Below are 24393 nucleotides of genomic sequence, written 5' to 3'. Positions count from 1 at the left end.
ACTATAATTCAGTATATTTTTTATTATTTCCTTTACTTAATTTAACAGGATATTTCGCTTTATTTTTTTCTAATTTTTCTTCAATAATCTGTTCTATATCCAGTTGTAAATTATCAGCTAACATTATTGAATATATTAGCACATCCGCTAGTTCTTCTTTAATTCTTTCAAGAGACTTTGTTGTAACTTCTTCAGATTGCTTCCATTGGAACAATTCTAGAAGTTCACTAGATTCCAGCAAGATAGATATAGCTAAATCTTTTTCATTGTGAAATTTTCTCCAATCCCGATCATCCCGAAATTTATTAATTTTCTCTATTGTTGATTTCATTTCAATTCTCCAATATGAATTTACTTATACACATTATATCATGAAACCTATTCTTAAATTTTATAAAAGGCATAAAATTAGGTTTGAATTCTTGAGCTTCACTCTCACAAAAACACTCATTCCCCCTTTCTCCTCCAAAATATGGTATAGTAGAACTATACTATCTATGAGGAGTTTACATGTCACAGGATAAACAAATGAAAGCTGTTTCTCCCCTTTTACAGCAAGTTATCAACATCTCATCGATTGTCGGTGGGGTTGGGAGTTTGATTTTCTGTATTTGGGCTTATCAGGCTGGGGTTTTACAGTCTAAGGAAACCCTCTCTGCCTTTATCCAGCAGGCAGGTATCTGGGGGCCACCTCTCTTTATCTTTTTACAGATTTTACAGACGGTCGTCCCTATCATTCCTGGGGCCTTGACCTCTGTGGCAGGGGTCTTTATTTACGGCCACATTATCGGGACTATCTACAACTATATCGGCATCGTGATCGGCTGTGCCATTATCTTTTATCTAGTGCGCCTCTATGGGGCTGCCTTTGTTCAGTCTGTCGTCAGCAAGCGCACCTATGACAAGTATATTGGTTGGTTGGATAAGGGCAATCGTTTTGACCGTTTCTTTATCTTTATGATGATTTGGCCCATTAGTCCAGCTGACTTTCTCTGTATGCTGGCCGCCCTGACCAAGATGAGCTTCAAGCGCTATATGACTATCATCATTCTGACCAAGCCCTTTACCCTCGTGGTTTACACCTACGGTCTGACCTATATTATCGACTTTTTCTGGCAAATGCTTTGATATGTAAAAAATCCGTTTGGTTTCCCAAGCGGATTTTGTGCTTTATTTTGAAACTTCTTTTGCAAGAACAAAGTTCCCAAGTGTGGCAGAACCATTTCCTGCGACTGCGGGCGTTACAATGTAATCACGCACATCTGGTACTGGTAGGTAGCCGTTGAGAAGAGATGTAAATTTCTCACGGACACGATCCAGCATGTGTTGTTGTGCCATGACCCCTCCACCAAAGACAATCACGTCTGGGCGGAAAGTCACTGTCGCATTAACCGCAGCTTGAGCGATATAGTAGGCTTGAACATCCCAAACAGGGTTGTTGAGTTCAATATTTTCCCCACGAACACCTGTACGAGCTTCCAAACTTGGACCAGCTGCATAGCCTTCCAGACATCCCTTATGGAAAGGACAAACACCCTTAAACTCTTTTTCAATATCCATTGGGTGTCTAGCCACATAGTAATGACCCATTTCAGGGTGACCCACACCACCGATAAACTCACCACGTTGGATGACACCTGCACCGATACCTGTACCGATTGTGTAGTAAACCAAGTTTTCGATACGGCCACCAGCATTATTACGGGCAACCACTTCACCATAAGCAGAGCTGTTTACGTCTGTAGTGAAGTACATTGGCACGTTGAGGGCGCGACGAAGGGCACCAAGCAAGTCCACATTTGCCCAGTTTGGTTTTGGAGTCGTTGTGATAAAGCCATAAGTTTTTGAGTTTTTATCAATATCAATCGGACCAAATGAACCAACTGCAAGACCAGCAAGGTTATCGAATTTTGAGAAGAACTCAATGGTTTTATCGATTGTTTCGATTGGAGTTGTTGTTGGAAATTGTGTTTTTTCTACAACGTTAAAGTTTTCATCACCGACAGCACAGACAAATTTTGTACCGCCCGCTTCCAAGCTTCCATATAATTTTGTCATGATAAACCTCTTGTTTTTATTTTCTTTATTATAGCATATTTCGAAAATCTAAGTTTCTCAATTTTTTAGATTTTCCTCTGTAAATCTTACCATTCAAGCAAAAACGAACAAACATGTCATTTGTTCGTTTTCATTTAGCTAGGAAAGATTAAGCTTTCACTTCGATCACAGCATCCCCCTTCGCAACTGAACCAGTTGCGACTGAATCTACTGAAGCGTAGTCAGCTGTATTTGTAACGATAACCATTGTTGTATCATCAAGTCCAGCTGCAGCGATTTTGTTTGAGTCAAATGTTCCAAGAACATCGCCAGCTTTAACCTTGTCACCTTGAGCAACTTTTGCTTCAAAACCTTCACCATTCATAGATACAGTGTCAATACCAACGTGGATCAAAACTTCAGCACCATCAGTTGTTTTCAAACCAAAAGCGTGTCCTGTTGGAAAGGCAATTGAAACTTCAGCATCAGCTGGTGCATATACCACACCTTGGCTAGGTTTCACAGCGATACCTTGTCCCATAGCTCCACTTGAGAATACTGGGTCATTAACATCAGCAAGAGCAACAACGTCACCAACGATAGGAGTTACAAGTGTTTCATTTTGAAGAGTTGCTGGAATGTTACCAGTTGTTTCTTCTTGGACCAAACGTTCTGTCTCTACTTCAGTAGCAACTTCTTTTTCATCCTCATAACCAAACATATAAGTAAGAGCGAAACCAAGAACGAATGATACAGCTACCATAAGAAGGTATTGTGCAAGTTGTCCGTTACCGATGTAAAGCATTGTACCAGGGATGACGGTGATACCATTACCAGTACCTGCAAGTCCAAGGATAGAAGCCAATCCACCACCGATTGCACCAGCAATCAATGAAAGGAAGAATGGTTTACGGAAACGCAAGTTAACCCCGAAAATAGCAGGCTCTGTAATACCTAGGAAGGCAGAAAGAGCAGCTGGGAAAGCAAGTGTTTTTAGTTTTGGATTTTTAGTTTTAACACCAACCGCAACAGTCGCAGCACCTTGAGCTGTCATAGCAGCTGTGATGATCGCGTTGAATGGGTTAGCATGGTCAGCAGCAAGCAATTGAACTTCAAGCAAGTTGAAAATGTGGTGCACACCTGACACGACAATCAATTGGTGAACCCCACCGATCAAGAAACCACCAAGACCAAATGGCAAGCTGAGGATCGCTTTTGTAGCGATAAGGATGTAGTTTTCAACGACGTGGAAGACCGGTCCAATGACAAAGAGTCCAAGGATAGACATGACCAAAAGTGTAACAAATGGCGTTACCAAGAGGTCAATGACATCTGGAACAACCTTGCGGACAGCTTTTTCAAATTTAGCTCCGACAACCCCGATGATGAAGGCTGGAAGAACAGAACCTTGCAAACCAACAACAGGGATGAAACCAAAGAAGTTCATAGCTGTTACTTCACCACCTGAAGCGACTGCCCAAGCGTTTGGAAGCGAGTCAGAAACAAGCATCATACCAAGAACGATACCAACGGCTGGATTTCCACCGAATACACGGAAGGTTGACCACACAACCAAACCTGGCAAGATGATAAAGGCTGTATCTGTCAAGATTTGCGTGTAAGTTGTCACGTCAGCTGGAAGTGTCATTCCAAGAGCAGTCAATAGACCACGTACACCCATGAAAAGACCTGTTGCTACGATAACTGGGATGATTGGAACGAAAACGTCACCGAAAGTACGGATAGCACGTTGGAACCAGTTCCCTTGTTTGGCAGCTTCTGCTTTCATATCATCTTTAGATGATGTTGGCAAACCAAGTGCAACAACTTCATCGTACATTTTGTTAACTGTACCTGTACCAAAGATGATTTGGTATTGACCTGAGTTAAAGAAAGCACCTTGAACTTTTTCCAAGTTCTCAATCACTTCTTTATTGATTTTTCCTTCATCTTTGACCATGACACGAAGACGAGTCGCACAGTGGGCAACACTGTTGACATTTTCACGTCCGCCCAAGGCATCGATGACTTTTTTTGCAATTTCCTGATTGTTCATTTGCAAAAATCTCCTTATATAAAATTTTGTTCTTGTTTGAAAGCGATTTTATCCGCCCTACGACTATTATTTTATCATGTTTTAGAAATATGTCAAGCGTTTTGCAGAAAAAATATTCTATCCACTTAGTAAGCATGCTTTAGATTGATTGATTTTGACTGTTTTATCAGGTATTCCTTGAAAAAATAAGTTTGAAATCTTATTTAAAAGGGTTTTGTTTCATTCTCTTTCATATTTTCTTGAAAAGTTGATTGATTTCCTGCATTTATTTTGTGACAAACGTTTGACAGTTTTTTCTTTTTTTTAACATAAAAGGCTTGCTTTTTTTTCCGAAAACGGTTACTATTAAAAGTGATAAGATTTTTGGAGGAATGAATGAATGAAATGGACAACTGAGCGTCGTTACAGACTTTATCAAGATTGGACGCAAGAAGAAATTCAACATATAAAAGAAAATATGGCACAATCTCCATGGCATACTCATTACCATGTTGAGCCAAAAACAGGACTCCTAAACGACCCAAATGGCTTTTCTTACTTTGATGGAAAGTGGATTGTTTTTTATCAGAACTTTCCTTTTGGTGCAGCCCATGGTTTGAAATCTTGGGTTCAATTGGAAAGTGAGGACTTGGTTCATTTCACAGAAACTGGAGTCAAAGTTTTGCCTGACACTCCATTAGATAGCCACGGTGCCTACTCTGGTTCTGCCATGCAGTTTGGCGATAACTTATTCCTATTTTATACAGGAAATGTCCGCGATGAAAATTGGATCCGTCACCCATACCAGATTGGGGCTTTGATGGATAAGGAAGGCAATATTACGAAGATTGACAAGATCTTAATTGACCAGCCGGCAGACTCTACAGACCACTTCCGCGATCCGCAAATTTTTAATTTTAAAGGTCAATACTATGCCATCGTCGGTGGACAAGATTTGGAGAAAAAAGGCTTCGTTCGTCTCTACAAAGCTATTGACAACGACTACACAAACTGGCAAGCTGTTGGCGACCTTGACTTTGCTAACGACCGCACTGCCTATATGATGGAATGCCCAAATCTGATCTTTGTAGGGGAGCAACCTGTCCTTCTTTACTGCCCACAAGGATTGGATAAGAAAGTTCTAGATTACGATAATATCTATCCAAATATGTATAAGATTGGGGCTTCCTTTGATCCTGAAAATGCCAAAATGGTAGATGTGTCTCAACTTCAAAACATGGACTATGGTTTCGAAGCCTATGCAACTCAAGCCTTCAACGCTCCTGATGGACGCGCTCTAGCTGTTAGCTGGCTTGGTTTACCTGATGTTTCATATCCATCTGACCGTTTTGACCACCAAGGAACCTTCTCTTTGGTCAAGGAACTCACTATCAAAGACGGCAAGCTCTACCAATACCCAGTTGCAGCTATCAAGGATCTTCGTGCCTCTGAAGAAGCCTTCTCAAACCGTTCCAAAACCAAGAACACTTACGAACTCGAACTCAACTTGGAAGCTAATAGTCAGAGCGAGATTGTCTTACTTGCTGATAAAGAAGGCAAGGGACTTTCCATCAACTTTGACCTTGTAAATGGTCAAGTGACAGTAGATCGTAGCCAGGCTGGTGAACAGTATGCCCAAGAATTTGGAACTACACGTTCTTGCCCTATCGAGAATCAGGCTACTACTGCTACACTCTTCATCGATAACTCTGTCTTTGAAATTTTCATCAATAAAGGAGAAAAAGTATTTTCTGGTCGTGTCTTCCCACATGCGGACCAAAATGGTATCCTAATTAAATCTGGAAACCCAACTGGAACTTACTATGAATTAGATTATGGTCGCAAAACTAACTGATGTCGCCAAACTTGCAGGCGTCAGCCCTACTACTGTTTCTCGGGTTATCAATAAAAAAGGCTATTTATCAGAGAAAACCATTCAAAAGGTTAATGAAGCCATGCGGGAATTGGGCTATAAACCCAACAACCTAGCTCGTAGTCTGCAAGGAAAATCAGCTAAGTTAATCGGCTTGATTTTCCCAAATATTTCCAATGTTTTCTATGCAGAATTAATTGATAAACTGGAACACCAACTCTTCAAAAATGGTTACAAGACCATCATCTGCAACAGCGAACACGATTCTGAGAAGGAACGCGAATACATCGAAATGTTGGAAGCCAATCAGGTGGACGGCATCATTTCGGGTAGTCACAACTTGGGAATTGAAGACTACAATCGTGTGACCGCTCCGATTATTTCCTTTGACCGAAATCTGTCACCAGACATTCCAGTCGTCTCCTCTGACAACTATGCTGGTGGAGTTCTCGCAGCCCAGACCTTAGTCAAGACAGGCGCCCAGTCTATCATCATGATTACAGGGAATGACAATTCCAATTCGCCAACTGGGCTACGCCACGCTGGTTTTGCTTCTGTACTCCCAAAAGCTCCTATTATCAATGTTTCCAGTGACTTTTCTCCTGTCAGAAAAGAAATGGAAATCAAGAGTATCTTGACCCGACAAAAGCCAGATGCCATCTTTGCTTCGGATGACTTGACAGCTATTCTGGTCATTAAAATCGCTCAAGAACTGGGCATTTCTGTCCCTGAAGAGCTTAAAGTCATCGGCTATGATGGGACCTACTTTATCGAGAATTACTATCCTCAATTGGCTACTATCAAGCAACCTCTGGAAGAAATTGCCTGCCTCACTGTTGATCTTCTCTTGCAAAAGATTGAAGGCAAGGAAGTTGCGACAACTGGTTACTTTTTACCAGTTACACTATTACCAGGAAAAAGTATTTAAGCACAAGAAAACTCAGACCAATTCGTCTGAGTTTTTTATGATCTTAAGTTTTCTAAATAACTCTGGGCTGTCTCGAGATTAAAGGTTTTATCTGCGATGAGGAGCTCGACTAGGGGAACTACCTCGGATTCACTGGCTCCTGCTAGGAGAGCTAAGGATTTAGCCTGCAATTTCATGTGACCTTGCTGGATTCCTGTACTCACCAAGGCTTTGAGGGCCGCAAAGTTTTGGGCAAGTCCGATAGACACGATAAGCTGGGCTAATTCTTTAGCAGAAGGATTTCCCAGTAATTCATGACTGAAGGCTACACGAGGGTTGAGACCGATAGAGCCACCCTTGGTCGCCACAGGCATGGGCAGAGTCATCTCACCAACCAATTCTTCTCTTTCCATGTCCAGCGTCCATTGACTGAGACCTTGATAGTGCCCGTCTCGACTGGCAAAAGCATGGGCCCCTGCTTCAATGGCACGCCAGTCATTACCAGTAGCAATCAAAATGGCATCAATGCCGTTAAAAATCCCTTTATTGTGGGTAGTTGCTCGATAAGGATCGGCCTGCGCAAACTGGCTAGCCAGGGCTATCTTCTCCGCAATTTCTCGTCCTTGATCCTTTTGGCGACTCAAATAGCGAAAGGCGATGCGACAGCTTGCCGTCACCAGAGAATCGGTCGCGTAATTAGACAGGATTCCCATGAGACTTTGTCCCTGACTGAGTTCTTCTAAGACAGGTTTCAAAGCTTCCAGCATGGTGTTGAGCATATTGGCTCCCATGGCTTCCTGGGTATCGACATGGAGATAAACAACGAGAAAGTCTGTTTCACCTTTAATCTGCTCGACATGCAAATCACGCGCCCCGCCCCCGCGTTTAACGATAGAAGGATAGGCTTGATTAGCAAGCTCCAAGAGCTCAGACTTCTTGCTGGCAATCTTCTCTTGCGCTTGTTCAGGATTAGCAACTTGATAAAGAGCTACCTGTCCAATCATCTGGCGCTCATGGACTTGTGCAGTAAAACCGCCCGCTCGCTTAATGATTTTACTTGCATAGCTGGCCGCCGCAACCACTGAGGGTTCTTCTGTCACATAGGGAACGGTGTATTCCTGACCGTTGACAAGAACCTCTGGAAGCAGCGAATAAGGCAGAGAAAAGGTTCCCACTACATTCTCACTCAGCTGGTCTGCAACAGCCAAGCTGACTTGTTCATCCTGCTCCAGACTCCTTTGCTTTTGAGGGCTAAGGAGCGCCTGAGCTTTTAACAACTCAAGGCGCTCATGGTATGTTTTTTTAGAAAATCCATTCCAACTTATCTTCATTATTTTTCAACCTTGCTATAACGACGTTGGTGGTCGACAATCTCCACCAAGGCATAGTCTTGATTTTCAAAACCAGCAAACTTGGCTGAACCAGATTCATCCAAGTCCACTTCCTCAAAGAAGACTTTTTCATAGTCTGAAACAGATAAGGCAGTTCGTTGGTCGAGCTTGTTCAAGCGGTCTTTATCCAGATAAGCTTCATAACCTTCAACCAATTCACAACTGAAGAACTCCGTCACAGCACCACTTCCGTAACTATAAAGGGCGATTTTATCCCCAGTCTTCAAGCTATCTGTATTTTCCAAGAGAGACAAGAGTCCGAGGAAGAGGGAACCTGTATAGATATTCCCCACCTTTTGACTGTAGAGAATAGACTGGTCAAAATGCTTTTGCAAGAGGTCTTTTTTCTCTTGAGGCAGGCTCTTATCCATGATTTTTTTCAAGCCTTTTAATGCTAATTTAGGGTAAGGCAAATGGAAACATACAGCCGCAAAATCATCTAAGGTAAGCTGGTAACGTTTTTGGTATTCAAGCCAAGTCGTTTTCAAACTATCCAAATATTGTTGGGTAGAATAAACACCATTTACATACGGAGTTGTCGAGTAATTTGGACGCCAGAAATCCATGATGTCACGGGTTTGAGCTACATTGTCATTATTAAAGGCCATAATGCGCGGATTTTGTGTAATCAACATGGCCACACTTCCAGCCCCCTGAGTGGGTTCTCCTGGAGTTTCAATACCATATTTGGCAATATCACTGGCAATGACCAAGACCTTGGACTCTGGAGAATTTTCCACATGCAGTTTTGCATAATGAAGGGCCGCTGTCGCTCCATAGCAAGCTTCTTTAATCTCAAAACTACGAGCAAAGGGCTGGATGCCCAGCAAACCATGCACAAAGACGGCCGCAGCTTTACTTTGGTCAATTCCTGACTCAGTAGCCACAATGACCATATCAATTTCTGCTCTTTCTTGCTCAGTTAAAATAGAATCACTTGCACTGGCCGCCAAGGTCACGATATCCTCAGTTAGGGGCGCAATACTCAATTCCTTGAGCAAGAGTCCTTTGCTTAATTTTTCAGGGTCAATTCCCCTCGCTTCTGCTAAGTCTTGTAATTTCAAGACATATTGACTGGTCGCAAAACCAATCTTATCAATACCGATTGTCATATTTACCTCTGTTTTATCATTCATTGTAAAAAATCTTTCTATACTATTTTATCACAAATGGCAGTAAAAGAGAGAAAAAAGACTTGATTCACCAAATCAAGTCCCTTATTAATCTAACTATTATGCTGTTTTCTTAAGTAGGAATAGAGTCTGAGAATTACTGTTCCACTAGCCATTCCAATGGAAATCACCAAAGCTAGCATAACAACTAAGGTTGCACTGGCAATAGCATGACTATAATCTCCTGTCACAAAAAAGGCAGTTGTCCGATAGGAGAGATAACCCGGAACCAGAGGTGCCAAGATGGCCAAGATAAAGACCACAGCAGGGGTCTTATAAAGAATACTCAAAATCTGGCTGACACAAGAACCGATAATGGCTGCAATAAAAGTAGCCACAATAACATTGGTCGGTTCCTTTAGCAAGAGATAGATTAGCCAGACAGCCATGCCCAAAATCCCTCCGGGTAAGAGCATAGAGCGTTGCACATTGAGTACAATTAAAAAGGTAATAATAGCAAGAAGACTTGCTACTGCTTGTAATAAAAAGGTTGTTAGTGTCATATTAGTTCATCAATACCAAGGCGACAGAAGTTCCCGCCCCTAAAGCAAGGGTAATGAGCAGGGATTCAAACATCTTACTCATACCAGAGTTTATGTGGTTGGTCATAATATCACGAACCGCATTGGTCAAGGCAATCCCTGGTACAAACGGCATGACCGCACCAGCTATAATCAAATCTGCTGTTGAGGGAAAACCTGTGTAGCGAGCCCAAAACTGGGCAATCATCCCAAAGACAAAGGCTCCAGCAAAGGCCGTTACAAAGGGAATTCGGATAAACTTCTCCACATAGAGGGAAAAGGCAAAACCAAATAAGGTAGCCACTCCTGCCCCAAGTGCGTCGTAGATATTTCCACTAAACATAATTGAAAAGAAAGGAGCACTAAAGGTTGCAGCCAGAGTTACCTGCAACTTAGTATAGGGAAGAGGTTGAGCTTGCAAGGCCGTCAATTGCTTGAAGGCCGTCTCTAAATCAAGCTTTCCTCCTACCAACTGACGAGAAATCTGGTTCACATCACAGACTTTTTCAATATTATAAGAAGATGAGGTCACGCGCTTCATGCGCGAAATATTGGTATTTTCAATGGAGAAAAAGATAGCAGCAGGCATGGCAAGAACATTGCAATCCACAATCCCCTGCGAATGCGCAATACGGATCATGGTATCTTCTACACGATGAATCTCTGAGCCACTTTTGAGAAGAATGGTTCCAGCTAACATAATCACATCGATGACGGCATTTAATTCTCTTGATTCTTCCATGCGTTCCTCCTTTTATCAACTCCTACTATTCTATCACAAATCTTGAGTCAAAAAAAATCTTTGCCATGAAATCATGACAAAGATTCGTTTAATCACGAGAATTTTCGTGGTTTCCTTCACTATTTGGTTGACTCGGAGTAGGAACCGTTCCTTGTTGATTCCCTTGCTGGCCACCTTGTTGATTCCCTTGATTTGGAGTAGTAGGTGAACCTTGGTTACCACGTTGAACTGACGTTGAAGAGGAACTTGATGGTGGTGTTTTGGGTTTATAAATAGAAATTTTAACACGAGTAGTGCTCAAGTCTACTTTTTCGCCTGCTTTTGGACTTTGCTCTACAACAGTCCCCTCAGCAGTTCCTTCAGGAGCCTTAGACACTTCTACAACTTCGATATTGGCTTTTTTAACTTCATATATCTGTGTAAGATTATTGACTGCAAATTCTCGGCTAGAACCAATATAACTTGGCATTGAAATAGAATTTACTTTTTTAGCAACAGTCAGAACTATTTGAGTTGCCTTGCTAAGATCGTAGGTTGTTCCCTCCGGCAAACTTTGTTTAATGATTGTACCAGCTTCGATTTCGTTGGATTCTTCTTCCTCAATCTTAATTAGATTTTCTGGAACCTTCTTTCCTTTCAACTCTGCCACTACATCACTAGATTTTCTTCCAAGATAATTTCCGAGTTGGAAGGATTGCTGACCAGAAGACACAATCAAATTAATTTTTGTTCCTTCTTTACGTGTTGTACCAGCATCAGGATCGGTACGAATAACCCTACCTTCTTCAACCTTATCACTGGCCTCTGCTTTTTCTTCACCAACCTCAAAATTGGCTTTTTTAAGAGCTTCTTTAGCTTCTGCAACCGTCTGACCTGCCACCTTTGGAATAGCAATGGTAGCGGGCGTTCTATATAAAATCCATACCAAGGATGCCACAACCAACAAGAAGGTCGCAAATAAAATTGGATAACGTGCTTTCATGCGACGGCGTTTGGTTGGCTTTGGACTAGGTGCCGGTTTTTCTGTCTGATGATGTTGGGGCTTAGGTTGAGGTCTTTCCTCTTGTAGCGGAGCTTTAGGAATAGAAGTCAGAGTACTTTGTGGAACTTTAGGAAGAGTCTTGGTATCTGCCTTAGTTGCATCGTCAAAGACTAGCTTTGGTTCATTACGACGATTATAAGACAAACTACTAGATAAATCCACATACATTTCAGCGACTGATTTGTAGCGATCTGTCAATTTCTTGGCAGTTGCCTTGATAACAACATTCTCCAAAGCCTGAGGCACAGATGGATTTTCAGCTATAACCGATGGCAATGGCTTCTGGAAATGCTGGAGGGCGATGGTCACCGCACTATCCCCATCGTAAGGAATATGACCTGTCAGCATCTCATAGAAGATAATCCCCATAGCATAGATATCACTCTGTACAGTTGCTTTAGAACCACGCGCCTGCTCTGGCGATAAATAATGAACCGAACCCAGCATAGAGTTGGTCTGAGTCAAACTCGTCTCAGCAAAGGCTACTGCGATCCCAAAGTCTGTAACCTTAGCAGTCCCATCTGGTGTCAAAAGGATATTTTGCGGTTTTAAATCTCTGTGAACAATTCCTCGAGTATGGGCTAAGCGCATAGCCAAGAGGATTTGTCCCATGATTCGAATCGCTTCTTCATTTGAAAGAGGGTGATGTTCCTTGATATAGCGTTTGAGGTCTAATCCAGCAACATATTCCATTGCGAGATACTGTTGCCCCTCTTCTTCACCAATATCTGTAATCCGAACGATATGAGGATGGTCCAGATCCGCCATGGCTCTCGCTTCCCGCTGGAAACGTGCCACAGCAATCGGGTCTGTTTGGTAGTTAGTCCTCAAGACCTTCACTGCCACTTCTTCCCCGTCTAGAATCAAATCTTTAGCCAAGTAAACATCTGCCATGCCTCCTCGACCAATCTGTTTGAGAATCCGATACCGCCCGGCAAAAATCTTGCCGATTTGGATCATTCTGTTTCCTCCTCATTAACAGCAATAAGGGCAACTGTGATGTTGTCTAAACCACCCGCATTGTTGGCAAAACGGATCAAGGTTGCTGCCTTATCTGCCAAAGAAATATCGCTGGTTACAATATCAGAAATCTCACTGCCTGAAATCATATTTGTCAAGCCATCACTATTGAGTAAGAGATAGTCTCCCGGCTCAAGGGTGATCATTCCAAAATCAGGCTGAATTTCGTCTTTTTGACCGATTGACTGGGTAATAATATTTTTCTGTGGATGGCTAGCAGCTTCTTCAGGTGTCAATTGACCTGCCTTAAGCAATTCATTGACCAAAGAATGGTCGCTCGTTAACTGGTGGTATTCTTCTCCACGAATCAAACCGATACGAGAATCCCCAATGTGGGCATAGATAGCCTGATTATCAATAATGGCTACAGCCTCAAGAGTTGTTCCCATTCCTTTATAGGCTTCATTTTGTCCCAATTGGTTAATCCTTTGATTTTCAATCTCAAGGTTGTTAGCAAACCATTCACGTACTTCATTAACTGTATCGATTTGAGTATCTACCCAAGCTACACCTAGGTCTGTTACCGCCATTTCACTAGCGATATTCCCTGCGCGATGACCTCCCATACCATCAGCTAGGATAATCATAGTACGTCCAGCTCTATTGACATAGTGGTTGACATAGTCTTGGTTATTTGTTCGTTTCTGACCAACATCTGTTAATAATGAAATTTCCATGTGTTAGTTCCTTCCTAATCCGATATCTTACGAAATTGACTGATAAAAAATCCATCACTTCCATACAATTCAGGTGTAATGAGGATACAGCCGTCTTTCATGATATCCTTACATTCATGTTCTAGTGTAACCTGCTCAAATTCAGGATGACTTTCTAAAAATGCCTGTACGACTTGAAAGTTCTCCTCTGAGACAATAGTACAGGTACTATAAGTTATTATACCACCTTTGCGTAGTGTTTGACAAACACTACCTAATATTTCTAGCTGAATTTCCTGCAAGGACGCGAAATCTGCCGTTTCTTTATTGTATTTGATGTCTGGTTTTCGGCGCAGAAGACCGATTCCTGAACAGGGAGCATCTACCAAAATCTTATCAAATGAATCCTGACCAAAAAACTCATGCACCTTTCTGGCATCTAATTTTTGCCTTTGAACCCGATCTGCAACTCCCAGACGTTGGGCATTTTCTTGTATTAAGTCCAACTTATGGTCGTACAAGTCCAGAGCAGTAACCTGACCTGTCGTTAGATAAGAGGCTATATGGGCTGTTTTCCCACCTGGAGCCGCACAGGCATCTAGAACCTGCTCATCACCTTGTAAATCAAGAGTGGGAGCAACCAGCTGACTAGACTCGTCTTGGATAGTAATAGCCCCCTCTGAAAATAGGTCATGGCCTGCAAAATGCCCCTGCTCCTTGACGAGACCAAAAACAGACAAAGGTGAATCACTGGCCTCCAACAAGACTTGGATTTCCTCTTTTCGACTTAAATCGGTCACACGAATGCTGGCTTTGTTGCGCACCAGAAGACTTTCAAAGATGGCTTGTGCTCGCTCTTCTCCATATTCTTCCTTGAGCTTGGCAACTAACCAAACTGGAAGGGAATAAGCAATAGAATCACGTTTGTTTTTTCGTTTGATGCTGGCAATATCTGGCCACCCTTCACGCAGGATACGGCGTAAGATAGCATTGACCAATTTTTCACTGCCCTTTTTACGGACTTTGGCCAATTTCACTGCTTCATTAACCACAGCATGGTCTGGAATCTTGTCCAAATAGCGAAGCTGGTAGGTACTCATGAGAAGCAGGACATAGAGCCAACTGTCTAACTGGTCTCTATCCTCGATAAAGTGGGATAGGTACCATTCCAGAGTCAGTTTGCGGGCTACCGTTCCATAGACAATCTCAGTCACCAAGCCCTTGTCCGCCGGAGAAAGTTGACTTCCCTTGAGATGCTTATTTAAGGCGATATTTGAGTATGCTTGATTGATAAAGACATCCTCTAATACTGCTAGAGCTAGACTTCTAGCCGTTTCTACTTTAGTCACCAAATCGTTCTCCTGCAGTCAATGTACGTCCAACACCGTTGAGGAAGGAAGCAATGTCCATTTTAGGTTTACCAGCAGGCTGAACTTGTTTGAGAGACAAAGCTCCTTCAGCCGTTGCAATAACCAATTCTTTCTTGCCAATAGATAGGATTTCACCTGGATTACCCTGACCTTCTACTGGTAGGGCTTCATAAATCTTAAAGCGGTCGCCCTTTAGAAAAGTATGGGCAACAGGCCAGGGGTTCATGCCACGGATTTGGTTAAAGAGTTGGCGATTGCTTTTAGTCCAATCCAGTTTTTCTTCCTCTGGCTTGATATTTGGCGAGAAAGTGACCCGACTTGGATCCTGCGGTTCAGGTTTGATTTCCCCAGCAATATAGGCAGGTAAAGTATCCAAAAGCAAATCACGACCAACAAGAGCTAATTTCTCAAATAAGGTACCAACATTGTCCTCATCTGTTATAGGGATGCTGCGACGAGAAATCATATCTCCTGCATCCATTTCTTTGACCATTTCCATAATGGTCACACCAGCTTCCTCATCCCCTTGAATCAAGGCATAATGGATAGGCGCACCACCACGGTGTTTTGGAAGAAGAGAAGCGTGAACGTTGACCGCAAAGTCCATGCTATCAAGGAGTTTACTTGGAAGAAACTGACCAAAAGCAGCAGTCACGATTCCATCCGCTCCTAGCTGCATAATAGTTTCCATCTCTGGACTGCCAGATAGTTTTTCAGGTTGGTAGATAGGAAGTCCTGCTTCCTTGGCAGCCTGCTTCACTGGAGTTTCTTGGATCACTTTTTTACGGCCGACAGCGCGGTCTGGCTGGGTCACAACTGCTAGAATTTCGTAACGGTCATCTGTCAAAAGTCCTTTTAAGACTGTTGCTGAAAAGTCGGGGGTCCCCATAAAGATTAGTTTTGTCATATCTTCTCCTTCTTATAAAAATTGCTGTGGCTCATGGTCAATGCTGAGACGGAGCTCACTATTTTCCCGTTTTTGAGTCAAGGCCAAGACCTGATTGAGGGTCGGCCCCAGCTCATCTTCTAAACGGTATTTAATTAAAATCTGGTAATGATAGAGGTTGTGGGTACGGGCGATGGGTTTGGGCGTCGGCCCAAGGATGTTACTGGTTTCAGACAAGCCTGACCGCAAAATGTTCATAACTTCATAGGCACGTTTGATCACCTCTTCTTCCTTCTTGTGAGAAAGGGTAATGCCAATGGTGAAATAGTAAGGTGGATAACCAAGTTGTCGTCTGATTCCCATTTCATAAGCGTAAAAGCCTTCGTAATCCTGATCCTTGGCAAATCGAATAGCATAGTGCTCAGGATTGTAAGACTGAATCAAGACCTGACCAGCTTTTTCAGCACGTCCTGCCCGACCTGCCACCTGAGTCAAAAGTTGGAAGGTTCTCTCAGAAGAACGGAAATCTGGTAGATTCAAGGCTGTATCCGCATTGAGAACTCCGACTAGGGTCACATTGGGAAAATCCAATCCCTTGGCAATCATCTGAGTACCTAGTAAAATATCTGCTTCCCCTCGACCAAACTGGTCAAGTAGAGCTTGATGGCTACCTTTCTTACGCGTCGTATCCACATCCATCCGCAAAATACGGGCTTGAGGAAAGAGTTCTGTCAGCTCGTCATAAGCCTTCTGAGTCCCTGTCCCATAGTAACGAATGCTGCGACTCTTACAGTTAGGGCAGACTTGAGGAATGTCCTTTGAAAAACCACAATAATGGCAATTCATGGTCTTGGTATCCATGTGCAAGGTCAGGGAAATATCACAGTTGGGACAAGTATCTACCGTCCCACACTCTCGACACATGACAAAGCTAGAATAACCACGACGATTGAGCATGAGAACCACCTGTTCTTTTTTAGCCAGACGGTCCTTAATAGCTTCTAGCAAAGGAGGCGTAAAGTTTGACGTCTCATTCTGTCCGATATAGTCCCGAAAATCAATCACTTGAACCTCAGGGATCCTAGCTAAAGGATTTGCCCGTTGGGTCAGACGTAAGTGTTGATAGACGCCTTTGCCAGCTCGCGCACGGCTTTCCAGACTAGGAGTTGCTGAACCAAGTACCAGAGCTGCTTGATTATACTGAGCCCGTAAAATAGCTACCTCTCTGGCATGGTAACGAGGATTGCTGTCCTGCTTATAAGTCGCTTCATGCTCTTCATCGATAATCATGACACCCAGATTTTTCAGCGGAGCAAAGATGGCCGATCTGGCGCCAACAACAACTTGGGCATCGCCACGCTCCACCTTGCGCCATTCATCATACTTTTCACCATTGGACAGGCCTGAGTGAAGAATAGCAACCTTGTCCCCAAAACGAGCGATAAAACGCTCCGTCATCTGAGGAGTCAAAGAAATCTCAGGTACCAGCAAAATAGCTGTCTTGCCCTTATCCAAGGCACCTTGGATAATCTGCAAATAAACTTCTGTCTTCCCACTTCCTGTAATCCCTTGAAGGAGGAAGGGAGGCTGATAACTGCCAATAGCACTGACAACCGCATCTCGCGCCTGTCTTTGCTCAGGATTCAACTCCAAAGCCTGACTTGCCTCAATGCCTTCAAAATAAGCAGCCGAGCGTTGCACTTCCTTTTGGACTATGGTCACAGCACCTTGTTCTACAAAGAAGTTGACTTGCTCCCGCGAGTAGAACTCTAACAAGCTAGCCAAGGAAGCACTCTCAGGATGAGACAGCAAATAATCTCTCAACTCCGACTTTTTCTTGGCACGTGCAGAAATCTCTACACCTTCTAACTGAACAAGATCAACCTCATACCAAGACTGGGTCTTGACCTTCTTTTGATCGACTGCCTGATATTCTAGCCCAAGCAGGCCTTTTCTAGTCAAACGCATCATTTCAGCTTGTTTGGCAAGGTCTAGTGAAGAAAAGGCAAGCGAATCTTCTGAACCAAACAAACGCTCTCGGTCTTCCTGACTCAACCCTCCCAGAGGGTAGAGAATCTTGTCATAGCTGGAGTTCAGAAATCCTGGCAACATAGCCTTGAGGATAGAGATTTTGTAAGAAAAGACAGACTTGCGGAGCTCCTCAGCCAGCCAGAGTTGTTCTTGCGTGAGAACAGGAGAAAAATCCAGTACCTCAGCAATATCTTTTAAATCTTGCTCCATCTCTTCCTCATTTGATTGAGACTCCAAACCAAGAACAATCCCTTGAATCAGGCGATTCCCCTTACCAAAGGGCACATGAACCCGCATCCCAACTTCCAGCATTCCCAGAAATTCCTCTGGAATCCTGTAACTATAGGGCTGGTCCGTCTGCATCAAGGGCACATCAACAATAATCTTGGCAATCGCCATCTTCTCACCTCCTCCTTGTCAGTATATTCTTGCAATAGAAAAAATAAGATTGAGTCCCCCCAACCTTAAATTTTTTCACCATCTTCTTTTTCTTTAGCGATTTGCTCTTTGATTTTCTTTTCTTCTTCTTCTTTGCGGCGTTTTTCTTCTTCGATACGGCGACGCACTGCTTCACGTTTTCCTTCTGGATCTGGGTGAATTGTAACGTTTCCTGATTCGATTTCTTCTAAAGCGCGAAGAGTTGATTTTTCAGACTTGAAACCTTGAGTTGCTGGCGCACCTGCTTCCAATTCGTGGGCACGTTTTGCTTCCAAGATTACGAGTGAATATTTTGATGGAACCTTGTCGAGCAAGGTATCAATAGAGGGTTTTAACATCATTTGCTTGTACCTATTTTCTAAATTTTATCGGGTAGTTGGAGATTTTGGCAACATCTCCTGATAGTGACCAATGACACGATCCACACGGAAGTGCTCTGCTTCGATAACACGTTTGACACGCTCAGCAGCTAGGGGCACCTGATCGTTGACAATCGCATAATCATACTCACGCATGAGGGCAATTTCTTCCTTGGCTTTTTCGATTCGTTGGGCAATCACTTCTGCACTGTCTGTTCCACGACCTACCAAACGATCTTGCAATTCATCCAAATCTGGTGGTGTCAGAAAGATAAAGACAGCATCTGGAACCTTTTTCTTGACCTGAAGAGCACCTTGAACTTCAATTTCAAGGAAAACATCGATTCCCTTGTCCAAGGTTTCATTGACATAGGTCAGAGGAGTTCCATAGTAGTTGCCGACATATTCTGCGTATTCCAACATCTGTCCTTGACGAATCAGCTCTTCAAACTCTTCACGAGTACGGAAGAAATAGTCAACACCGTCCACTTCTCCGGGACGTTGTGCGCGTGTCGTCATCGATACAGAGTATTGAAATTGGTTTTCAGAACTCTCAAAAATCTCTCTTCTAACCGTTCCTTTTCCAACCCCTGAAGGACCTGAAAAAACGATTAGTAAGCCTCGGTCTGCCATTGTGTCTCCTTTTAGTCAGTCTGTGAAATAACATTTCTCTAGAATAATGGCAAAAGCCAAATTATCCTTTACAGTCTTTCTATCTAGTGTAACAAAAAAGCAGTAATTTTTCAACTGCTCTTTCTTATTTATTTAGCATAATCTACTGCACGAAGCTCGCGAATCACGGTTACCTTGATATTTCCTGGGTAATCGAGATTGTTTTCAATTTTCTCACGAACTTTATGAGCTAAGATTGTGACTTTGTCGTCCTTGATTTGTCCTGGATTGACCATGATGCGGATTTCACGTCCTGCTTGAAGGGCAAAGCTATTTTGTACCCCTTCAAAGCCGTTAGCAATTTCTTCCAAATCATGGAGACGCTTGATGTAGCTTTCAAGAGACTCACTACGAGCACCTGGACGAGCTGCGCTCAAGGCGTCTGCTACAGCAACGATAACTGCAATGACGCTCTCAGCTTCAACATCTCCGTGGTGGCTAGCAATCGTATTAACCACAACTGGATGTTCCTTGTACTTACGGGCCAATTCCATACCGATTTCAACGTGGCTACCCTCAACCTCACGGTCAATGGCTTTTCCGATATCGTGAAGGAATCCAGCACGACGGGCAAGAGCCGCATTTTCACCAAGTTCGCTCGCCATGATACCAGCCAACTTAGCAACCTCAATCGAATGACGCAAGACATTTTGTCCATAAGAAGTACGGAACTGCAAACGTCCCATAATCTTCATCAAGTCTGGATGAAGGTTTGGCGCACCAATTTCATAGGCAGCAGCCTCACCATATTCACGGATCTTATTATCAATCTCTTGACGGTTTTTCTCAACCAACTCTTCGATACGAGCTGGATGGATACGACCATCCTTAAGCAACATTTCCATGGTCATACGAGCAATTTCACGACGAATCGGGTCAAATCCTGACAAGGTTACCACTTCTGGTGTATCGTCGATAATCACATCGACCCCTGTCAAACTTTCAAAGGTACGAATGTTACGACCTTCACGACCAATAATGCGTCCCTTCATAGTATCGTCTGGCAGATGAACTGTTGAGTTTGTTGACTCCGCTACATATTCACCAGCGATACGTTGCATAGCTTGAACCAGGATATCCTTGGCCATTTTATCAGAACGTTCCTTGACCTCTTGCTCAGCTTCGCGAATACGGCTAGCAATCTCCTTGGTCAAGTTTTCCTCTGTCTGAGCCAAGATAATATCTCGTGCTTCTGCCTGAGACAGAGCACCAATACGCTCTAGTTCTGCTTCTTTTTGTCTTTCGACTTCCTCTAATTGCTCTTCACGCGCATCAAGGTTTTTCGCTCTATCAGAAATACTTTGTTCTTTTTGTTCAAGTGTTTGTTCTTTACTCGTCAAATTGTCGTCCTTACGGTCAAGGCTAGTAGCTCTCTCTGTCAAACGACTTTCGATTTGTTTGAGTTCTTGACGTTCTGATTTGAATTCAGCGTCCACTTCTTCACGGTATTTTCTGGCTTCTTCTTTGGCCTCCAATAGTGCTTCTTTTTTAAGAGACTTGCTTTCACGTTTAGCTTCATTAACAAGTAAATCCGCTTCACGTTCAGCTTGTCCACGTAAATTAGTTGCTTCTTGTTCAGCATTTAAAAGCATCAACTCTGCAGCTTCCTGAGATGATTTCATCTTGGCTGAGATGCTGACATATCCAATGACTAAACCAATGATGACGGCAAAAACAGCAATCGCAAGCGACATGATTTCCATGTTTTTACCTCATTTTATTGTTATTCCGAATGACATACATTCTTTTACATTCTACCATAAAAAAGTGATTTTCACAAACCTAAAATAGAATATGTTTTGGGGAAATTGAAGTGAATTTTAGGATTACACTTCTTTGGTTTTTTAAGGAGATAAGTCAGTGTCGCTATCAAAAAGTTCCACCGAATTTCTACAGCTATGGATTTTCTATTGTTGTGCCAAATAGTGTTCCACTAGATTCAAACATTTTGCTTTCAAGTCTTTGAAAATTCACTTTAGGAAATTACAGCTTATCTTCAAGATCAAATTTGTCATAAATTAACTTTTTTTATTTAGTTGTATCAATTTATTTCTTAAGTATTAATTTATCCTCATCGAAAGCTTTTAAAATATACTCATTAATCAATTTATTATCTTCTTCATTTTTTGAAAAATAAGTTTTAATATTATTGGGAGTTCTATGTTCTAGTAGACGATGGATAACATCATCACTTCTATCATGGAACCAGGTCCAATCTACTTCAGGATAAAGTCCTCGAATATCTTCTTCAATATCTTTTAAAATCTCAAAATCAGAAAAATATCCTTTTCTACTTAAGTTGTATAAATCTGATACAGACTTTTCTCTTGGGTCTGGGAAAGTTTTAACCCCCTCAACTCTTTTATCATTAATTCTTTTAATCAAATAATGGTAGATTTTATTTTGTATCTGAGGAAAATCATAGACATTATAACTCATCAAATCAATTACTTTATGGTAAATAATATTTTCTGATTCTTCATAAACTTTTAGAGTATCTAGAATGTCATCTTTAATATCCTTTTCAAAATACTTAAATAAGTGACATATCAAGTCAGAATATTCTATGATATTTTTTATATCATCATTTTTATATTTTATTCTTAAAATATCTGTATTAAATTTTTCGAGTACTATTATTGCAGTTTCCTGATCAGTTGAGCAGTATTCTAGTAACTGTGAATAGAGTGGATACACTGAATTATATAAAGAAAAATTTTTCTCAAAAATTTCATTTAAATGTTTATTTACAATCCCAATTATCTTAGATTTCAATGAATCTTTATCAATAACATCCATATTATCGAGGACAATTTTAATAATTCTCCTAAATTCCTCGCTCCAATTATAATACAGTGTTTGATTATTTAAAATTTCTATTACTTTTTCTATGTCAATATCATCAACAAGAGGAAGAAAAATTAGCATATTTTTAAGCTCTCGAAGATTTTCATCTTCAGTAATTTCAAGTCTTTCTTGAAGATAAGTAATTCGATTCAACAAGTAGTCTTTCGCTTTCTCAGTAACTTTTATTTTACCAAATGAATAGTTTCTAAAATATAAATTTACAACCTTAAAATCTATATTCGGAAGAATTAATTGAACATCATCCAAATCAAGATTTTTAAGCCAAGAAGATGTTCTATCGAAAATACTTGAGTCAGGATTTACATATGAATTATCATAACTGAGTAATAATATTTCTAAATATCTATTAATGATTGATTTATAAATCTTATAATGTTCAACACATAAACAATTTAATTTTAAAAAGTTATAAAGATTTTTTACTGTAAACTCCGCATTAAATAGATGATTATTAGCAGACCATCCTCCTCTTCTATAGCTTTCATGCTCTTCACGAATTTCATCAAATAATTCATTAATAGTTTCTAATTTTCTATATAAAAAATTGAAGTTAAGGATTGAATCTCTAAAAAATTCTATAATCTTTTTCTCATCTCCTGTAACCGAGTTAATAATTTGTTCTGTTAATTCGCTTAATTCTCCATCATAAAGTGGCTCTGCATAACTAGGTGTTTTTTCGTATCTATCAATTATTTGAATTTGCTGAAAATTAAATTCACAAACTAAGAAATTAAAATAGTCTTTCTGACGAAATGCTATATTAGCTAGTTCTCTAAATTTTGCTTTTGCTAAAGAATATTGTTTTTCTTCATACAACTTAAAAGCCTTACTTAAGAATCGATTCCCCTTTAAATCCCTAGGCTCACCAATCTCCATATCTAGAAAGCGATTTAATAAAGATTTTTTAGATACCATAATTCGTAATTCTTCATGACCATCAATTTCAAATCTTAATTGATCATTTCCAAACCAGCAATACTCATCATCCCAGTTTAAAGCCCTTTTCTTTAAATCAGAATATCTAGAAAAATCTTTCGCATCAATAAAACTAAGTCTATCTAAAAAAGCCAGTTGATTCCATAAATCATCAGCATTATTTACATCTTGACTTCGGTTTTCTGATAGAACCTCTAAAAAATCTTTTGTCCTGCAATACAATTTGTTCTGTTTTTCTGATGTCTCCTGACCTAGATTCTCTTCATTAGAGATAATGAAAATTCCTTGCTTCTTATAATACTCTCGAATGATCATAGACGGTTCCTCGGGAGTATAAAAATAAGCATTTTTAGCATCCAATTTAAATGTATTTTGAATCATTCTAAAAATTGAATTAAAAGTCGAATCACTTAGAGAATACCCCACAAACAATAGAGTATGATTCATTATCAATGACTGGATTAAAGTAGAAATCATTGGGAAGTTCAAATGATAGTCTAAATAATCATCTTCTTTCAAAACAATATTTTTCTTACTGAAGTCACCATGCATTTTAATCAAGTATCTTTCCGAACTCGTATAAGGGATGTCTTTATCCTCAGCGACTACATTGTACTTTAACAAGCCACTTTCAAATTGACTCTCCAGAAGTGAATCATAGTTTGTCGTAATAATATGTTTTGGTGCAATTTTTTCTATTAATTTATGTAACTCATTTGGTTTACTCAATCCCTTCTTAAAGAAAATTTCTTCTATCTTCTTTGTGTACTGATTTTTCCCAAAAGTATCATAATAATACTGAGCAATTCTCAGTGGACTATCTGTTCTTTCTCCTGGTATGTTCAATTCTTTTTTTAATGATTGAATCAATTCTCCCCAAGTTGGTAGATTAGAATTAGCTGATATTCCTGCACCAACAAACAAAACTAAGGAATTTTCTTTAATAGAATTCTTTATTTGAGTTATAGATAAATTATAATTTTCTTCCATATTTTAACTATCCTATCATTAGCTTGTATTACATAAATACAAATTATCCTTATAAATATTCTTTTTTATTACATAATCTTAAACATAAGTTTATCATGGTTTATAAATATAAAAATTTATTTGTCTTTTATATTCAATTTATGATTTTTAATATAACCAGTTCTCTTCATTATACCACAAAATAACAAGCATAAAGCGGATTCAAAGATAAAGATTAAGGTTTATATACTAATTTTCTTTATTGACTTTTTGTCTTCTATATTAGGGAGTTTATCATTTTCCAAAAACTTTATCTTCAATTTGTTAACTAAAATTTCTACAATCATGACCACCCGTCTAACGGGTGGTTTGAACCAGGGCTATAAGCCCAAATTACCAGCCAGCGCCTAAAGACGCTGGCTTTCACTTTGTTCAAGCCTTATTGCTCTTGACTCGTCACTTGCCTCT

At 40.8% G+C, this 24393-nt stretch carries 19 protein-coding genes; 3 read left to right on the top strand and 16 right to left on the bottom strand.

The window, feature by feature from the left end; all coding sequences use genetic code 11:
• Nucleotide 1: 1 nt before the first annotated feature.
• Nucleotides 2–331: a MazG-like family protein gene (locus tag QM818_RS05965; protein WP_049546989.1), complete on the bottom strand. Its 330-nt coding sequence runs from the start codon at nucleotides 329–331 to the stop codon at nucleotides 2–4.
• A 179-nt stretch (nucleotides 332–510) separates the two neighbouring features.
• On the opposite strand from QM818_RS05965, the gene QM818_RS05960 reads away from it, so the two are divergent.
• Nucleotides 511–1128, top strand: a complete 618-nt coding sequence (locus tag QM818_RS05960) for a TVP38/TMEM64 family protein (RefSeq protein ID WP_000076170.1) — start codon at nucleotides 511–513, stop codon at nucleotides 1126–1128.
• Nucleotides 1129–1170: 42 nt separating this feature from the next.
• Here the strand turns inward: QM818_RS05960 and scrK are convergent, their stop codons facing one another.
• Nucleotides 1171–2058 (bottom strand): fructokinase ScrK, encoded by an 888-nt coding sequence (gene scrK, locus QM818_RS05955; protein ID WP_000164310.1) that lies wholly within the window; start codon nucleotides 2056–2058, stop codon nucleotides 1171–1173.
• Nucleotides 2059–2206: 148 nt separating this feature from the next.
• The gene (locus QM818_RS05950; protein ID WP_023948466.1) at nucleotides 2207–4093 is read right to left on the bottom strand and encodes a sucrose-specific PTS transporter subunit IIBC; all 1887 of its coding nucleotides are present in this window, start codon (nucleotides 4091–4093) and stop codon (nucleotides 2207–2209) included.
• A 379-nt stretch (nucleotides 4094–4472) separates the two neighbouring features.
• Here QM818_RS05950 and QM818_RS05945 point away from each other — a divergent pair, with 379 nt between their 5' ends.
• Together QM818_RS05945 and QM818_RS05940 are read left to right on the top strand one after the other, a co-directional pair.
• Nucleotides 4473–5927, top strand: coding sequence for a glycoside hydrolase family 32 protein (locus QM818_RS05945; RefSeq protein ID WP_261081161.1), 1455 nt, complete (start codon nucleotides 4473–4475; stop codon nucleotides 5925–5927).
• Nucleotides 5908–6873, top strand: coding sequence for a LacI family DNA-binding transcriptional regulator (locus QM818_RS05940; RefSeq protein WP_261081160.1), 966 nt, complete (start codon nucleotides 5908–5910; stop codon nucleotides 6871–6873). The genes QM818_RS05945 and QM818_RS05940 overlap by 20 nt, the downstream gene beginning before the upstream one ends.
• Before the next feature lie 35 nt (nucleotides 6874–6908).
• Here the strand turns inward: QM818_RS05940 and QM818_RS05935 are convergent, their stop codons facing one another.
• From QM818_RS05935 to QM818_RS05875, 13 genes are all read right to left on the bottom strand, one after another.
• Complete coding sequence (locus tag QM818_RS05935) at nucleotides 6909–8183, bottom strand: hydroxymethylglutaryl-CoA reductase, degradative (RefSeq protein ID WP_414300025.1); 1275 nt, start codon at nucleotides 8181–8183, stop codon at nucleotides 6909–6911.
• A complete protein-coding gene (locus QM818_RS05930; RefSeq protein WP_261081166.1) occupies nucleotides 8183–9355 on the bottom strand; it encodes a hydroxymethylglutaryl-CoA synthase in 1173 nt (390 codons plus the stop codon). The genes QM818_RS05935 and QM818_RS05930 overlap by 1 nt, the downstream gene beginning before the upstream one ends.
• Nucleotides 9356–9468: 113 nt before the next feature.
• Entirely contained in the window at nucleotides 9469–9918 is a 450-nt protein-coding gene (locus QM818_RS05925; protein WP_049550918.1) for a threonine/serine exporter family protein, read from the bottom strand.
• A gap of 1 nt (nucleotide 9919) precedes the next feature.
• Entirely contained in the window at nucleotides 9920–10678 is a 759-nt protein-coding gene (locus QM818_RS05920; protein ID WP_084925579.1) for a threonine/serine exporter family protein, read from the bottom strand.
• 88 nt (nucleotides 10679–10766) lie between these two features.
• A complete protein-coding gene (gene pknB / locus QM818_RS05915) occupies nucleotides 10767–12680 on the bottom strand; it encodes a Stk1 family PASTA domain-containing Ser/Thr kinase (RefSeq protein ID WP_414300024.1) in 1914 nt (637 codons plus the stop codon).
• A complete protein-coding gene (locus QM818_RS05910; RefSeq protein ID WP_000406256.1) occupies nucleotides 12677–13417 on the bottom strand; it encodes a Stp1/IreP family PP2C-type Ser/Thr phosphatase in 741 nt (246 codons plus the stop codon). The genes pknB and QM818_RS05910 overlap by 4 nt, the downstream gene beginning before the upstream one ends.
• 14 nt (nucleotides 13418–13431) lie before the next feature.
• Entirely contained in the window at nucleotides 13432–14745 is a 1314-nt protein-coding gene (gene rsmB / locus QM818_RS05905; protein ID WP_414300023.1) for a 16S rRNA (cytosine(967)-C(5))-methyltransferase RsmB, read from the bottom strand.
• Entirely contained in the window at nucleotides 14738–15673 is a 936-nt protein-coding gene (gene fmt / locus QM818_RS05900; RefSeq protein ID WP_247939299.1) for a methionyl-tRNA formyltransferase, read from the bottom strand. Before fmt ends, rsmB begins: the two co-directional genes overlap by 8 nt.
• Nucleotides 15674–15685: 12 nt before the next feature.
• On the bottom strand, nucleotides 15686–18082 hold the full coding sequence (locus tag QM818_RS05895; RefSeq protein WP_414300022.1) for a primosomal protein N': 2397 nt from the start codon (nucleotides 18080–18082) through the stop codon (nucleotides 15686–15688).
• Nucleotides 18083–18147: 65 nt separating this feature from the next.
• Complete coding sequence (gene rpoZ, locus QM818_RS05890) at nucleotides 18148–18462, bottom strand: DNA-directed RNA polymerase subunit omega (RefSeq protein ID WP_000979235.1); 315 nt, start codon at nucleotides 18460–18462, stop codon at nucleotides 18148–18150.
• A 24-nt stretch (nucleotides 18463–18486) separates the two neighbouring features.
• Nucleotides 18487–19113 carry a guanylate kinase gene (gmk, locus tag QM818_RS05885; protein WP_000775041.1) on the bottom strand — a complete coding sequence of 209 codons (627 nt, stop codon included), beginning with the start codon at nucleotides 19111–19113 and terminating at the stop codon, nucleotides 18487–18489.
• Nucleotides 19114–19241: 128 nt separating this feature from the next.
• Complete coding sequence (locus QM818_RS05880; protein ID WP_414300021.1) at nucleotides 19242–20855, bottom strand: ribonuclease Y; 1614 nt, start codon at nucleotides 20853–20855, stop codon at nucleotides 19242–19244.
• Nucleotides 20856–21198: 343 nt separating this feature from the next.
• Nucleotides 21199–23946, bottom strand: coding sequence for an SIR2 family protein (locus QM818_RS05875; RefSeq protein ID WP_033682219.1), 2748 nt, complete (start codon nucleotides 23944–23946; stop codon nucleotides 21199–21201).
• Nucleotides 23947–24393 lie beyond the last annotated feature (447 nt).

The sequence above is a fragment of the Streptococcus mitis genome, assembly GCF_047464035.1.
GTDB lineage: Bacteria > Bacillota > Bacilli > Lactobacillales > Streptococcaceae > Streptococcus > Streptococcus mitis_DX.
This window is presented reverse-complemented; position numbering and strand designations above follow the sequence as displayed.

Coding starts and splice junctions, on each gene's coding strand:
- QM818_RS05895 (WP_414300022.1), bottom strand. CDS start 18,082: ATGGCGATTGCCAAGATTATTGTTGATGTGCCCTTGATGCAGACGGAC.
- QM818_RS05940 (WP_261081160.1), top strand. CDS start 5,908: ATGGTCGCAAAACTAACTGATGTCGCCAAACTTGCAGGCGTCAGCCCT.
- QM818_RS05965 (WP_049546989.1), bottom strand. CDS start 331: ATGAAATCAACAATAGAGAAAATTAATAAATTTCGGGATGATCGGGAT.
- rpoZ (WP_000979235.1), bottom strand. CDS start 18,462: ATGATGTTAAAACCCTCTATTGATACCTTGCTCGACAAGGTTCCATCA.
- QM818_RS05880 (WP_414300021.1), bottom strand. CDS start 20,855: ATGGAAATCATGTCGCTTGCGATTGCTGTTTTTGCCGTCATCATTGGT.
- QM818_RS05960 (WP_000076170.1), top strand. CDS start 511: ATGTCACAGGATAAACAAATGAAAGCTGTTTCTCCCCTTTTACAGCAA.
- QM818_RS05875 (WP_033682219.1), bottom strand. CDS start 23,946: ATGGAAGAAAATTATAATTTATCTATAACTCAAATAAAGAATTCTATT.
- QM818_RS05910 (WP_000406256.1), bottom strand. CDS start 13,417: ATGGAAATTTCATTATTAACAGATGTTGGTCAGAAACGAACAAATAAC.
- QM818_RS05930 (WP_261081166.1), bottom strand. CDS start 9,355: ATGACAATCGGTATTGATAAGATTGGTTTTGCGACCAGTCAATATGTC.
- scrK (WP_000164310.1), bottom strand. CDS start 2,058: ATGACAAAATTATATGGAAGCTTGGAAGCGGGCGGTACAAAATTTGTC.
- fmt (WP_247939299.1), bottom strand. CDS start 15,673: ATGACAAAACTAATCTTTATGGGGACCCCCGACTTTTCAGCAACAGTC.
- QM818_RS05935 (WP_414300025.1), bottom strand. CDS start 8,183: ATGAAGATAAGTTGGAATGGATTTTCTAAAAAAACATACCATGAGCGC.
- gmk (WP_000775041.1), bottom strand. CDS start 19,113: ATGGCAGACCGAGGCTTACTAATCGTTTTTTCAGGTCCTTCAGGGGTT.
- QM818_RS05920 (WP_084925579.1), bottom strand. CDS start 10,678: ATGGAAGAATCAAGAGAATTAAATGCCGTCATCGATGTGATTATGTTA.
- QM818_RS05950 (WP_023948466.1), bottom strand. CDS start 4,093: ATGAACAATCAGGAAATTGCAAAAAAAGTCATCGATGCCTTGGGCGGA.
- QM818_RS05925 (WP_049550918.1), bottom strand. CDS start 9,918: ATGACACTAACAACCTTTTTATTACAAGCAGTAGCAAGTCTTCTTGCT.
- pknB (WP_414300024.1), bottom strand. CDS start 12,680: ATGATCCAAATCGGCAAGATTTTTGCCGGGCGGTATCGGATTCTCAAA.
- QM818_RS05945 (WP_261081161.1), top strand. CDS start 4,473: ATGAAATGGACAACTGAGCGTCGTTACAGACTTTATCAAGATTGGACG.